Genomic DNA, 14,196 nt, shown 5'->3' with positions numbered 1-14,196 from the left:
CCATTTCTCATTTCTAATTCATAAATTTATTATGAATTTTTAGTTTTAGCAAGGGGGGTGACCCCTTGTTGTAAAATAAATAAAATATAGTTTCTATTTTTTAAACATGGTCTAGTATTAAACAAATGGTAAAATAATAAAATCAACAAATCATAAACCCTATATATTTTACCATTTTTATAAAACCAACACTTCAGATTTTCAAAAATATACAATATTTATTTTTAACTTGCAAAATACTCTTTTACCTTTATATATTTTATTAAAAATTCAAACAATTTTATTGAACATACACTCCAAAATCTTTATTATCAATCAAAATTTCTATATTTTGTTTTTCTTTATATTTTGGATAAATTTCTGTCAAAAACCACGCCACAAGTTCTTCATCTCTTTCAATTTCCGTACCATTATTCACAAACACACTTATAACCAATTCCTTAAAATTTTCCATTCCTTTCTCAATGTCGTTTAAAATCTGTTCTTTTGTCTGCCCTTTTGTACAAATCATTAATAGACACATCTGATATTCACTTTTCAATTTTTCTAAAACTCTCTCATTCAAAATAAACTTTTTCTTCAAAACTTTAGTTCTATAATCATTGTCAAAAGTTTCCAATCCAAATGCAAATCTCACTTCCTGTTCAGAAAAATACTCTCTAATTTCATTCAATCTGTTCAAATACCCAAAATATGCCTCAAAATAAAGAATTTTTATATTTTTCTCTTTACAAATTTTTCTTATTCTTTCCAATGTCACACTATTCAATTCAAACACAGAACCAGAATTTATTACTTCAAGAACTCCATATTCGCCTGTAACCCTGCTTAAAGCCTCAAAGTTTACCTTTTTCATTTCTTCTTCGTCATTCGTATTATCCAAAATATAATTACAAAAAGCACACTTTCCATATGCACAGCTAAATCCTTTTAAAAGTACTATTTCTCTAGGATTTTTTTCTTTTATTACACTATATCTTATCATTATATTCGCTGATCTAACTCCTTAATTTTTCCTTGTTTTTTCCACAATGCCGCTAAATATACAAACGGCGTATCCATCACAGAAATAAATAATTCAAGAAAGTATGTTGAAAACGCAATGACAAATAAAGTTTGAATATTATATACACCTGCAAATGCAAGAATTGTAAATAATGAATTATCTATCACTTGTCCAACTACTGTACTTAAATTATTTCTTATCCATATATCTTTATAACTCGGACGCCAATTTCTAATTACCTGATAAGCCCACACATCAAATAGCTGTGATATTATAAATGCTGTCATACTCGCTAATGTTACCCTTATAACTGACAATTCATTAATTGCAAGTCCAAATATTGGTTTTAAATGCTGCTGAAATTCATCTGCTGGAGCAGGCTTTATTGCTAATGCCCAGTTCATCACGATAGTAGTAAATACCATTGTAATAAATCCAATTGTAACTAATTTTTTTGCATATTTCTTTCCTTCTACCTCAGATAAAATATCCGAAACTAAAAATACACCACCAAACGCAATATTTCCCATTGTAGTATCAATACCAAATAATGTCATCATTTTTAATACCTGTATATTTGCCAAAACTACTGATAGCGGTACAAAAATAAGTACACCAACTTTTCCCCAAAATCTATAAGCTAATAAAACAGCTGTATAATTGAATATTAAATACCCCAGCCATAGTAGTTCATTTGTTCCAAATTGAAAATGTTTTAAAAATTCCAAAATTTTTCCTCCTCATAATTTTTATTTTTTATTTAATTAAAATTTTCCCTATTTTTTTAGACAAATAAAAAACACACACTATCCTTTTGAATAATATGTGTTTCCAAAAGGTTTTTTTTATAGATGGAATATCCCAAACATCATTATATTTTTTATTACTATCATTTATAGTTATTTTTACTGGCTTTTATTATACAAGTATTTGACAAAAAATGCAAGAAAATAATATTTTTTTATCTTCCTTTAATTTCTATCCGAACTTTTATATAAATTTTCAATATATTCATTCTTTTGCCCATTTTCATCATAAACAAAAAGAGGCATTTCAATGGAAAATCCCTTCTTAGCATCTTTTATTGCTTCCAATAAACAAATTTTTGAGTTTTCACCCCATTTAGTATAGCAATTTTTCATTCTTTTTGGCTCTAAATTATATTTTTGTAAAAGCGCTAGAACTTCCACCAGCCGTTCGCTTCGGAATACAATTGAAAAACTTCCCATATTTTTTAATAAATAGGAAGAAATTTTTATAATTTCCTCAAGTGTCAAATTAATATTGTGCCTTGCGTATGCCAGCTGTTCCAAATTGCTTATCTGGGAAACATTGCCGATAAACTCAAAATATGGGGGATTTGTAACAATTGCGTCAAATTCATCACGGTTAAAAATATTTTTATAATTTTTTATATCTTCATTTATTATTTTAATTTGATTCTCAAATTTATTATTTTCAACATTTCTTTCAGCAATTTCTGCCATCGTTTGCTGCAATTCAATGCCTGTAATTTGTGCCTTTGAACGTTGTACCAAGAGTAAAGCGATAATTCCGCAGCCAGTTCCAATATCAAGAATATTTTTTGTTTTCCGATTAATTTTTACAAAATCAGAAAGTAAAACTGAATCAAGCGTAAAGTTTTGAAAATCATTTCGCTGAATTATTTTCATATTTTTTATTGGAGTAATCATCTCTTCTCCAGTTTTTTTCATAAAATATAGCTCCTTTTTTCTTATTCACCTAATTTATCCTATTCCCCATTTTAACAGATTTATTATAAATTTTAAATCACACGCTATTTAGCAAGCGGGATTGATCTCTTATTTTATCTTTTAAATAGAGTTTATAGTAAAACCAATTTAAAACTGAACTCAAAAGCTATGACTATTTTAAGTTTCTATAATTTTAATAATTCAATTTTAAATAGGTTCGAGTATAGTACTATTTCTTTTATTTTTTATAAAAATAAATGCGGAAATTAATTCCGCAATATATGTTTTTATAATTCTCCAGCATAATTGTGATGAACTTTTTGAACATCATCATCATTTTCCAGAGTGTCAATTAATTTTCTTAATTTTTGCAAGTCTTCTTCACTAAGAGTTTCAACTTCAATCGACGGTAAATATTGAATATCTGCTTCCAATAATTTGTATCCTGCATTTCTTAAAGCATCTGCCACAACATCAAAGTTCCCTGTTTCAGTTGTGATGTAAAAACTGTCTTCCAAAGTTTCCATATCTTCCATTCCAGCTTCAAGTGCTACTTCCATTAACGCTTCTTCATCAATGTCATCAGTCTTTTCAATGATGATTTCACCTTTTCTTCCGAACATATATGAAACTGACCCAGAAACGCCAAGATTTCCGCCATTTCTATCAAAAGCCATTTTTACAGATGAAGCAGTCCTATTTTTGTTGTCTGTAAGAGCTTCTACAATGATAGCAACTCCCGCAGGTCCATAACCTTCGTAATTTAATGTTTCAAAAGCTGTTGAACCGTCAGTTCCTGCTCCTTTCTTGATTGCTCTATTAATGTTGTCATTAGGCATATTAATTGCCTTTGCTTTTTCGATTGCATGTTTGAGGGCAACATTAAATTCAGGATTTTCTCCACCTCTTGCTGCCACTGTTATAAGTCTAACAAGTTTTGTGAATGATGCGGCTCTTTTTCTATCCTGTGCTTCCTTACGCCCAGCTATTGTACCATGTCTTCCCATTTTTTCCTCCTAAATTGATTATATAAAATTATATCATAAAAAAAAAGTCTAATCAATGGTGAAATTAAAGGAATTTTTTTATTTTAAAAAATTTATATTTATTCTTGACTTTTTTTTTAAAAGTGATATTATAAAGATAGAGATACAAGTTTTGTAAATCAAATTATTTTAATTTGGGAGGAATTTACGATGAAAGAAAGATTAGAAAGAATGAGAAATGGTAAAGGATTTATTGCCGCATTGGATCAAAGTGGTGGAAGTACTCCAAAAGCACTGAAATTGTATGGAATTGACGAAAGCGAGTATTCTAATGATACAGAAATGTTTGACTTAATTCATAAAATGAGAACAAGAATCATAAAAAGTCCTGCTTTTAGTGATAAAGAAATTGTAGGAGCTATTTTATTTGAACAAACTATGGATAGAAAAATTGACGATAAATATACAGCTGACTTTTTGTGGGAGGAAAAAGGAGTATTACCTTTCTTAAAAGTTGATAAAGGACTTCAAGAATTGGAAGATGGTGTTCAATTAATGAAGCCAATTCCAGGATTAGATGAACTTTTGAGCCGAGCGAATGAAAGACATATTTTTGGAACAAAAATGCGTTCTGTTATAAAAAAGGCATCACAAACAGGAATTGCAAAAGTTGTAGATCAGCAATTTGAAGTTGCAGATAAAATTATTGCAGCCGGACTTGTTCCAATTATTGAGCCAGAAGTAGATATTCATAATGTTGACAAAGCAGAATGTGAAACAATTTTGAAAAATGAAATCAAAAAACATCTTGATAAATTACCTGAAACTTCAAATGTAATGTTGAAAGTAACTTTGCCTACAGTTGAAAACTTTTACGAAGATTTGACAGAACATCCAAGAGTTGTTAGAGTTGTTGCATTATCAGGAGGTTACCCAAGAGAAAAAGCAAACGAGATTCTTGCTAAAAATAAAGGAGTTATTGCAAGTTTCTCAAGAGCATTAACTGAAGGATTGTCGGCACAACAAAGTGATGATGAATTTGATAAAGATTTGGCAAAAGCTATTAAAGAAATTTATGAAGCTTCTGTAAAATAATTTTATATTAAACTAAAGATGTGAAAAAGTAACTATTATTTTATAAAAAAACAGAATCTTTCACTATAAATTATAAATGAAAGATATTAAGCTATTAAATATAAAAACTAGCTCGTTTCAAAAGGATGAGCCAGTTTTTTTTATTACAAAGATAAAAATTGATACAAAAAAATAATCTCATATTTCATTTAATACTATTTAGCAAGGAAAAAAACTTTCATTAATTTTATGAATAATTTTTTTATATTTCAATCAAAATTTTCCTCATTTCTTCAAATTCTCCCCAATTTTTTTTATTAACAAATTCCTTCCATTTTTCAAAATCATTTTTTCTCATATATTCTCTCAGAGTTGAAGCATTTATTTTTATGTCATCTCTAGAAATTACAATAAAATTTACAGATTTTTTTATTCTTTCACTAAACCAGCTCTTACATTTAGATTCCTCACCATATACGATACAGTCAACTTCTCCAAAAATTTTTCCCGCTTCACAAAACAAATAATCTCCCCATTTTGTAACATTTCCAGCTCCCAAGTCAGCAAGTGGGGAAATTACCAATTTATTTTTCACAATTTCATTTCCATAAATTTTTTTTATCAATTTTTCCCTTAATTCATAGGAAAAAGGATTTTCAATTGTTCCAGATTTATCGCTAGAACCTATAAATACCAAAACTTTATCACATATCTCAAGAGCTTTATTTATAATGTATTCGTGTCCTTTGTGAAATGTCTGGAATCTTCCCAGAACCAAGCCTGTCTTATATTTTTTCATTAAAATTTCTCCGTTTTTTATAAATTAAATATAAAATTTCAATATTCTTTTTCCCGCTCCAGCCTAAATTTTACTGATGCCTTCAAATATTTTAAATATTTTTCATCATCACACATGACTTTTCCTTCCACATCACTCAATTTAGCAACTGGCCTGCCATTTACATACTGAAGTTTTATTACAATATTCAGTGGCTTTTCTTTCGTATCATTAGTTACAAATGTTCCGATTCCAAAAGAAATTTTTACTTTATCTTTGAATGTCTGGTAAAGTTTTTCTGCTTCATCAAAATTTAGTGAATCGCTGAACAAAAGTGTCTTTGTCTTTGGATCTATTCCATATTTTTGGTAGTGATTCAATATTTTTTCAGCCCAGATATATGGATCACCTGAATCATGCCGCACTCCTGTGTAGTTATTTACCATGCTTCTGTCAAAATCTCTTAAAAATAAGTCTGTCGTTATTGTGTCGGTAAGTGCTGTTCCGTTATCTCCCTTGTATTCGTCATACCAGTCTTTTAATGCATAATGATTTGTGTAAGATAGCGGAATTGAGTCGATTCCCTGATACATTTGGACATATTCATGTGCATAAGTTCCGATTGGCACTAAGTTGTATTTCATTGCCAAAAATACATTGGAAGTTCCGACCATATTTTGAGTTTCGCTGGATAATTTTTTCACTACTTCTTCCTGCCATTCCCTTGAAAGACGTCTTCTACAGCCAAATTCGGCAAATTTAAAGTTATATTTTTTATTTTTAAAATCCAAAATCTTTTTTTCTAATTTTTCTTTTGCAGAAATAAGCAATTCATCATAATTAAACTTCATTCTAAAATACACTTCGTTAATAATTTCAAGCAAGTAAATTTCAAACTGCATTGCACTGAAAAGTGGTCCTGAAACAATAACTTTAAGTTCTCCATTTTCAAGCACTGTGGTTACATAATCTTTAATTGGATGCCACAGTCTTAAAAATTCGACATAGTCTGGCTTTATAAATCTTATCGAACGCAAGTAGTTTAATTCTTCATTTTTAAACCGTAAACTGCACAAATGGTCAATTTGATCGTTTATTTCCGTAACCATTTCTTTTGTAAAAAAAATATTTGGAGTACGGCATTTAAAGTGATATTCTCCGACTAAATCAGTATGTTTGTGAAAAATTACTTGATTCATATTAAATTTGTAAAGATCTGTATCAAGCAGTGATGTTATAATTGGCTTTAGTTTCATTTTATTTTTCTCCTTTTTTATACGATGGCATAGGTAAAATTTTGTGTAAATTTATTTTGTGTAAATAGTCTATTTTTTCTTTTATTCTCAAATCTGAAATGTTTCCCGTTCTAATATATTCATCCAAAACTTCATAGCTAAATCCCAATTTTTCCTCATCAGATTTCCCGCTCATTCCATCTTCAGGCACTTTTTTTAAAAACATTTCAGGGAGTCCAAGTTCAGCTCCCAGTTTCCGAACTTCAGTTTTTGTAAAATCAGAAATTGGAGAAAAATCCCCCGCAGCATCTCCAAATTTTGTTGAATAACCCACAAAATCTTCCGACAAATTACAAGTATTAGCCACTCTCCCGCCAATAATGGCAGAAACTCCATAAAGCACAGCCATCCGTATTCTAGCAGGCTGATTAGTCTTATAGGCGTCAAACTCATCTGGATTTACTCCTATTTGCTGCGAAATTAACTCCTTTAAGTCATTCACAGGCTTTTCCACATTCACTTCATAATGCTTTATTTTCAAAAACTCAACTAATTTTTTGGAATAATCAATATCATGCTGCACACCTTTTGGCATAAGAACTCCTATCACATTTTCCCGTCCCAGAGCTGCCACACAAAGTGCCGTCACAACTGAAGAATCTGTTCCTCCTGAAATTCCTACAACTGCCTTACAGTTTTTTCCATTTTCTTCAAAATATTTTTTTATCCATTCGATAACTTTCTCTTTTTCATTTTTCATAAAATCACCTCTTTACTTTATTATACCTGGAAGTTTTGTGAATAACAAGGTTTTCAAGAAAATTATATTGATAAAACTTTATAAAAATTATATAATAAATTTGTTTTATAAGTAAAATTGATTTAAAATTGAACTTAGAAGCTATAACTATTTTACCTAAGTTTATATAATTTTTTTCTTTTTTAAGCAGAAGTGTCATTGCCCTACCTATGCACCATGGATAGTCTACAACAGTAGATATTTTATTTAAAAACCTATATGAATAAAAATTATATCCTAAAAATTTTTACTTTAATAAAAAAAATATAAATGAAAAATATAAAAAATAACTTAATTAAAAGATTTAAGAATAAATATTAAATTATAATTATTTGATATAAAAAATAAAAAAAGTAAGGGGGATAAATAAAAAGTGAGTACTAAATACTTAAAAATTAAGCCATCAGATGATTTTTTTAGAAAATATGGGATTAAAAATTTTGAGATTGAGTATGTCAATTTGTTTTCTAAAAAGAGAGAGATGGAGATATTTGTAAGGGTTCATAATTTTGCTGCACATAGTGAGATACGAGATTTAAGATGGTCGCTTTACAAAAATTTTGAAGATGGAGTAAAACTTAAAATCAAATTGGATGTTAATCCTGAATTGATTCGAGAAAATGTTGCTGAATTTGTAAAATTTATGATTGAGAATTATAAAGATGAAAGTAAAAGATATCAATATATTTTTGCAACTTATGAAGTGGAAAGCATAGAAAATTCTGTATTTATAAAACTACCATCACATCATTTAATAGAAGAGGCTCAAAAGACCGATGCAAAGGAAGAGTTAAAAAACAAGATTTGTGAATGTACTAGTGATTTAGTAAAAGTTGAATTTGTGAATGGCGAGTTTAAGGAAATTAAGGAAAAATTAAAAGCTCAAAGCGAGCTAAACTCGGTAAAGGCTAGCGAACTTCCTAAATATGAGAATACTGAGACGAAGAATGGAAACAGATATTCAAATGGCGGGAATTTTAATGGAAATAATAATGGATATAGGCGGAAAGAAATTCCTGATATGGAGGCTGCCCTTTTTTCTACACTTGATATTTTAAATGATGGAAAAAATGTAGCGTTAGAAGGAAAAGTTTTCAATGTAGGCATGAGAGAAACTAAGAATGGGAAGTTAATGTGTGATTTTATGATTACAGACTATACAGATTCTGTTAGTTGTAGAATATTCTTTAATACAGATGAGGATATTCAGGTAAAACTTGGGGAATGGGTAAAAGTTACAGGAACATTTGAATCGGATATGTATACTGGGGAAAAATATATAAGAACTCAAAAAGTGGAAGCTATTGACTCCAAAGATGTGAAAAAAGAAGACAATGCTCCGAAAAAAAGAATAGAACTTCATGCACATACGAATATGAGTGAAATGAGCGGAGTTATGTCAATCAAGGATTATGCAAAAAGAGCGAAAGAATTTGGGCATAGCGGGATTGCTGTGACGGATTACGGAGTGGTGCATTCATTTCCGTTTGCATTTAAAGAGGCAAATGAGGATTTCAAGGTTATTTTTGGGATGGAGGCGTATGTAGTCGATGACGAGCAGGACTTGATTACTAATCCTAAGGATAAGATGATTGAAGATGAAATTTATGTTGTATTCGATATTGAAACGACAGGATTTGATCCGTTTAATGATAAAATAATTGAAATTGGGGCTGTGAAAATGCGTGGAAAGGAAATTATCGGGGAATTTTCTGAATTTGTAAATCCTGAAATTCCAATTCCGCCAAAAATAACAGAACTTACAACAATTACTGATGAAATGGTCGCAAATGCTGAAAAAATAGAAACTGTACTGCCAAAATTTTTAGAATTTTGTGCTAATACAACGGTAGTTGCCCACAATGCGAAATTTGACGTGGGATTTATCAAGCAAAAAACTATTGAGCAAGGGCTTGAGTATTCTCCAAGCGTGATTGATACATTGCCTTTGGCTAGAACATTGCTTCCTGATTCGAGAGGATATGGTCTTGCTAATTTGGTAAAATATTTTGGAATCACACTTGAAACACACCATAGGGCTGTTGATGATGCAAAGGCTACTGCGGAAGTTTTTCAGAAATTTTTAAATATGATTTTAAGTAAAGGGATTTTGAAACTGATTGAGATTAATACGGATTTACAGCCGAATATTCAAAATTCTGAAACATTGAACACCATGATTTTGGTAAAAAATCAGGCTGGGCTTCGTGACCTATACGAGCTTGTATCACGTTCCAACATAGAATTTTTTGGAATGAGAAGACCTAGAATACCAAAAACTTTGTTAAACAGCATGAGGGAAAATCTGTTAATTGCAAGTTCGGCTTCGGCTTCTGAAAGAAATAAGGGGGAACTTGTAAATCTATATTTACGTGGGGCAGAAAAAGATGACATTGAGGAAAAAGCGAGATTTTATGATTATATCGAGATTCATCCATATACAAACTATGCTGACATGGTGGAAAGAACGAGCAAGGAAATTGAAAGTTACGATATAATAAAGGAAATGAACAAGTATTTTTATGAACTTGGAAAAAGTCAGAATAAAATTGTAGTTGCTACAGGGGATGCACATTATCTTGAAGAGCGTGAAGCAATTAACAGGAATGTTCTTCTTTTGGGAAGTGGAACAATGTGGAAAACTGAAACTTCGGAGGGAGTTAGAGGATATGAGTTTTTCGACAGAAAATTGTATTTTAAAACTACTGAAGAAATGTTGGAGGCATTTAACTATCTAGGAAAAGAAGCGGCTCAGGAAGTCGTTGTGGAAAATACTCATAAAATCAATGATATGATAGAGCAGGTTCGTCCAATCCCAACTGGATTCTATCCGCCGAAAATTGACGGGGCAGAAGATGAAGTAAGGGAAATGACTTACAAGAAACTTGAAGAACTTTATGGGGAAAATATTGATGAGAGCCTGAAGGAAAGAGTGGAAAAGGAGCTTAATTCGATTATTCAAAATGGATTTGCGGTGCTTTATCTGATTGCACAGAAACTTGTGCATAAATCGGTGGACGCAGGTTATCTTGTAGGTTCACGTGGTTCGGTTGGATCTTCAATAGTTGCCTATCTTATGGGAATTACCGAAGTAAATGGACTTTATCCGCACTACAGATGTCCGAAATGTAAGCATACGGAATTTATGAACGAGGAAGGAAGTGGAGTTGACTATCCTGACAAAAATTGTCCAGAATGTGGTACAAAATATATAAAAGATGGACACGCCATCCCATTTGAAGTGTTTATGGGATTTAACGGAGATAAAGTGCCAGATATTGACTTGAACTTTTCCGGGGAATATCAAGGGGAGATTCATAAATATACGGAAGAGCTGTTTGGAAGTGACAATGTCTTTCGTGCTGGAACAATTTCTACACTTGCTGAAAAGAATGCTTTTGGGTATGTGAAAAAATATCTTGAAGAAGTGGAAGGAACACCTGAAATAAAGGAAAGAAAAGCAGAAGTTATGAGAATTGCAAAAGGCTGTGAAGGGGCTAGAAAAACTACTGGACAGCATCCTGGCGGAATGATAGTCGTTCCAAAGGACAAGTCAATTTACGATTTTTGTCCAATCCAGCGTCCAGCAAATGATATGAAATCAGCTTCCAAGACAACCCATTTTGATTATCACGTAATGGATGAACAGCTTGTAAAACTAGATATACTGGGACACGACGATCCGACAACGCTTAGAATTTTGCAGGATTTGACAGATGTTGATATTTATACGATTCCGCTTGATGATAAGGAAGTAATGAGTTTATTCAGCGGTACAGAGGCACTTGGTGTAACTCCAGATGAAATCGGCTCTCCGACAGGTACATCAGGAATACCTGAATTTGGAACGTCTTTCGTAAAACAGATGCTAGTTGACACACGTCCAAAAACTTTTGCGGAATTAGTCAGAATTTCTGGACTTTCACACGGAACAGACGTTTGGCTGAATAATGCACAGGATTACGTAAGAAGTGGAATTGCAACCTTGAGTCAGATTATCACGGTGCGGGATGACATTATGAATAAGCTGATTGACGATGGACTTGATAAATCATTAGCCTTTTCCATAATGGAATTTGTAAGAAAAGGACAGCCTACGAAAAATCGTGAAAAGTGGCAGGAATATTCTAAAACAATGAAAGAACACGGTGTAGAGCAATGGTACATTGATTCATGCGAAAAAATAAAATATATGTTCCCAAAAGGGCATGCGGTGGCTTACGTAATGATGGCAGTAAGAATCGCTTATTTTAAAGTGCATTATCCAATCGAATTTTACACAGCATTCCTAAATAGAAAAGTTGGAGATTTTAAAATGACAACAATGTTCAGACCAGTGGAAGACTTGAAACGGGCAAAAATGGAAATGGACAGAAAAGGAAACTTAAACGCTAAAGAAAAGCAAGAATTATTCCTATACGAAATTTTAATTGAAATGCACTACCGTAAAATCGAACTGGAACAAATTGACATCTATAAATCAGAAGCAAAACTTTTCACAATACAGGACGGCAAAATTAGAATGCCATTAATTGCAATGGATGGACTGGGAGAATCTGTTGCTGAAAAGGTAGTTGCCGAGCGGAAAGAATCTAATTTTCTGTCAATTGAGGATTTGGTGAAACGTACGAAATTGAATAAGACGGTTGTGGATTTGATGAAGGAATATGGATGTTTGAAGGATTTATCAGCTACAAATCAGCAGACATTGTTTTAAAAAATAGAATAAAATCAGAACAAAATTAATTTATTTGTTTTTCCAAATATTGACAATTATGCAAAGATATAATATGATATATTTGTAAAAAAATCAAGAAAAATAGTAAAACGAACAAATTATAAATGAATATCGGAAAAGTCTATTAGTTATGAACTACGGCTTTTTCGATTTTTTAAATAATAAAAAATGTAGGAGGATATAAGAATGACAGATATTGAAATTGCTCAAAATGCGAAATTGAAAAAAATTGGTGAGATTGCAGAAAGTATTGGACTTACAGAGGATGATTTTGAGCCGTACGGGAAGTATAAAGCTAAGGTTAGTTTGGAAGTATTAAAGAAAAATGCAGGGAAAAAAGATGGGAAATTGATTTTAATGACGGCTGTTACTCCTACACCTCCGGGGGAAGGAAAGTCTACTGTTACTGTTGGATTGACTCAAGCGTTAAATAAGTTTGGGTATAAGTCAATTGCGGCACTTAGGGAGCCGTCTTTGGGGCCTGTGTTTGGTATGAAAGGTGGAGCTGCCGGTGGTGGAATGTCGCAAGTGGTGCCTATGGAAGAGATAAATTTACATTTTACAGGGGATATTCACGCAATTTCAGCTGCACATAACTTGATTTCTGCGTGCATTGACAATCATATACATTTTGGAAATGAACTTGATATTGATGTGAATAATATTACTTTTAAGCGTGTGCTTGATATGAATGATAGAAATTTGAGAAGTATTGTTGTTGGGCTTGGACCAAAAGTGAATGGCGTGCCTCGTGAAAATTCGTTTCAGATAACAGTTGCTTCAGAAATTATGGCGATTTTCTGTCTTGCTGACTCTATTACCGACTTAAAGGAAAGAATTGGCGAAATAGTTTTTGCATACAACAGAAAAGGAGAAATGCTTAAAGTTAAGCAGCTTAATATTCAAGGGGCAGTAGCGGCATTACTAAAAGATGCGATAAAGCCTAATTTGGTACAGACTTTGGAAAACACACCTGTATTTATTCACGGTGGGCCTTTTGCGAATATTGCACATGGATGTAATTCGTTGCTGGCTACAAAAATGGCTTTGAAATTGTCAGATTACGTGGTTACGGAAGCTGGATTTGCAGCTGATTTGGGTGCTGAGAAATTTTTGGATATAAAAGCTAGGCTTGGGAACTTGGAGCCAAACGTTATTGTAATTGTTGCGACAGTTCGTGCGTTGAAGCATCACGGCGGAGACAAAGACTTGAAGTCGGAAAATATCGAAACATTGACAAAGGGGCTTGTAAATCTTGAAAAACATATTGAAAGCATGCAAAAGTATAATTTACCAGTTGTCGTGGCAATTAACAAATTTATAACTGATACTGACGCTGAAATTCAAGTGATAAAAGATTTTTGTGCAAAAATGGACGTGGAAGTTGCCAACTGCGAAATCTGGGAAAAAGGTGGAGAAGGTGGAAAAGAGCTTGTGGAAAAAGTTATGAACGCCATTGAAAAGAATGAAAAATTAGATAAAAAATACACTCCACTTTATGATTTGAACTTGTCAATTCAGGAAAAAATTGAAAAAATTGCAAAAGAAATTTATGGAGCAGATGGAGTGAACTTTGCACCAAAAGCACTTAACAATATTAAAAAATACGTAGAAAACAGCTATGACAAATTGCCAATATGTATCTCAAAAACACAAAAATCATTGTCAGACAACCCAAATCTTTTAGGGCGACCAACAGGCTTCACAATTACAATCAACGAAGTAAGATTATCAGCTGGAGCAGGATTCTTGGTAGCAATGGCTGGAGAAATAATCGATATGCCAGGATTACCGAGAAAGCCAGCGGCAGAGTTAATTGACATTGATGAAAGTGGGGTAATTTCAGGATTATTTTAAATTTAATA

Annotated in this window: 10 protein-coding genes; 3 read left to right on the top strand and 7 right to left on the bottom strand. The window is 32.0% G+C overall.

All coding sequences use genetic code 11. The annotated features are described in order from the left end of the window. Positions 1-280: 280 nt before the first annotated feature. From F1564_RS02150 to F1564_RS02135, 4 genes are all read right to left on the bottom strand, one after another. Positions 281-985 carry a radical SAM protein gene (locus F1564_RS02150; protein WP_018450821.1) on the bottom strand — a complete coding sequence of 235 codons (705 nt, stop codon included), beginning with the start codon at positions 983-985 and terminating at the stop codon, positions 281-283. After that, complete coding sequence (locus tag F1564_RS02145; RefSeq protein WP_018450822.1) at positions 985-1,734, bottom strand: queuosine precursor transporter; 750 nt, start codon at positions 1,732-1,734, stop codon at positions 985-987. The genes F1564_RS02150 and F1564_RS02145 overlap by 1 nt, the downstream gene beginning before the upstream one ends. Before the next feature lie 243 nt (positions 1,735-1,977). Further along, complete coding sequence (locus F1564_RS02140) at positions 1,978-2,721, bottom strand: tRNA1(Val) (adenine(37)-N6)-methyltransferase (protein WP_018450823.1); 744 nt, start codon at positions 2,719-2,721, stop codon at positions 1,978-1,980. Between the two features lie 287 nt (positions 2,722-3,008). After that, on the bottom strand, positions 3,009-3,728 hold the full coding sequence (locus F1564_RS02135) for a YebC/PmpR family DNA-binding transcriptional regulator (RefSeq protein ID WP_018450824.1): 720 nt from the start codon (positions 3,726-3,728) through the stop codon (positions 3,009-3,011). A 189-nt stretch (positions 3,729-3,917) separates the two neighbouring features. Between F1564_RS02135 and F1564_RS02130 the strand changes: the two genes are divergently transcribed. Beyond that, positions 3,918-4,802, top strand: a complete 885-nt coding sequence (locus F1564_RS02130; RefSeq protein ID WP_018450825.1) for a fructose bisphosphate aldolase — start codon at positions 3,918-3,920, stop codon at positions 4,800-4,802. A 241-nt stretch (positions 4,803-5,043) separates the two neighbouring features. Here the strand turns inward: F1564_RS02130 and F1564_RS02125 are convergent, their stop codons facing one another. Genes F1564_RS02125 through nadE form a run of 3 tightly spaced genes read right to left on the bottom strand, consistent with a single transcriptional unit; the run spans position 5,044 to position 7,554 of the window. Further along, positions 5,044-5,580: an adenylyltransferase/cytidyltransferase family protein gene (locus tag F1564_RS02125; RefSeq protein ID WP_018450826.1), complete on the bottom strand. Its 537-nt coding sequence runs from the start codon at positions 5,578-5,580 to the stop codon at positions 5,044-5,046. Between the two features lie 38 nt (positions 5,581-5,618). Continuing rightward, entirely contained in the window at positions 5,619-6,815 is a 1,197-nt protein-coding gene (gene pncB / locus F1564_RS02120; RefSeq protein WP_018450827.1) for a nicotinate phosphoribosyltransferase, read from the bottom strand. 1 nt (position 6,816) lies between these two features. Continuing rightward, positions 6,817-7,554, bottom strand: a complete 738-nt coding sequence (gene nadE, locus F1564_RS02115) for an NAD(+) synthase (protein WP_018450828.1) — start codon at positions 7,552-7,554, stop codon at positions 6,817-6,819. A gap of 412 nt (positions 7,555-7,966) precedes the next feature. On the opposite strand from nadE, the gene F1564_RS02110 reads away from it, so the two are divergent. Next, positions 7,967-12,310, top strand: coding sequence for a PolC-type DNA polymerase III (locus F1564_RS02110; protein WP_018450830.1), 4,344 nt, complete (start codon positions 7,967-7,969; stop codon positions 12,308-12,310). Positions 12,311-12,517: 207 nt separating this feature from the next. Further along, positions 12,518-14,188 carry a formate--tetrahydrofolate ligase gene (locus tag F1564_RS02105; protein ID WP_018450831.1) on the top strand — a complete coding sequence of 557 codons (1,671 nt, stop codon included), beginning with the start codon at positions 12,518-12,520 and terminating at the stop codon, positions 14,186-14,188. Positions 14,189-14,196 lie beyond the last annotated feature (8 nt).

The sequence above is a fragment of the Leptotrichia shahii genome, assembly GCF_008327825.1.
GTDB lineage: Bacteria > Fusobacteriota > Fusobacteriia > Fusobacteriales > Leptotrichiaceae > Leptotrichia > Leptotrichia shahii.
The sequence above is the reverse complement of the archived record's forward strand: the minus strand, read 5'-3'. Positions and strand labels throughout refer to the sequence as shown.

What these genes read in the sequence shown, in the direction of transcription:
- F1564_RS02105 (WP_018450831.1), top strand. Translation starts at nt 12,518, where the DNA reads ATGACAGATATTGAAATTGCTCAAAATGCGAAATTGAAAAAAATTGGT.
- nadE (WP_018450828.1), bottom strand. Translation starts at nt 7,554, where the DNA reads ATGAAAAATGAAAAAGAGAAAGTTATCGAATGGATAAAAAAATATTTT.
- F1564_RS02140 (WP_018450823.1), bottom strand. Translation starts at nt 2,721, where the DNA reads ATGAAAAAAACTGGAGAAGAGATGATTACTCCAATAAAAAATATGAAA.
- F1564_RS02130 (WP_018450825.1), top strand. Translation starts at nt 3,918, where the DNA reads ATGAAAGAAAGATTAGAAAGAATGAGAAATGGTAAAGGATTTATTGCC.
- F1564_RS02135 (WP_018450824.1), bottom strand. Translation starts at nt 3,728, where the DNA reads ATGGGAAGACATGGTACAATAGCTGGGCGTAAGGAAGCACAGGATAGA.
- F1564_RS02150 (WP_018450821.1), bottom strand. Translation starts at nt 985, where the DNA reads ATGATAAGATATAGTGTAATAAAAGAAAAAAATCCTAGAGAAATAGTA.
- pncB (WP_018450827.1), bottom strand. Translation starts at nt 6,815, where the DNA reads ATGAAACTAAAGCCAATTATAACATCACTGCTTGATACAGATCTTTAC.
- F1564_RS02125 (WP_018450826.1), bottom strand. Translation starts at nt 5,580, where the DNA reads ATGAAAAAATATAAGACAGGCTTGGTTCTGGGAAGATTCCAGACATTT.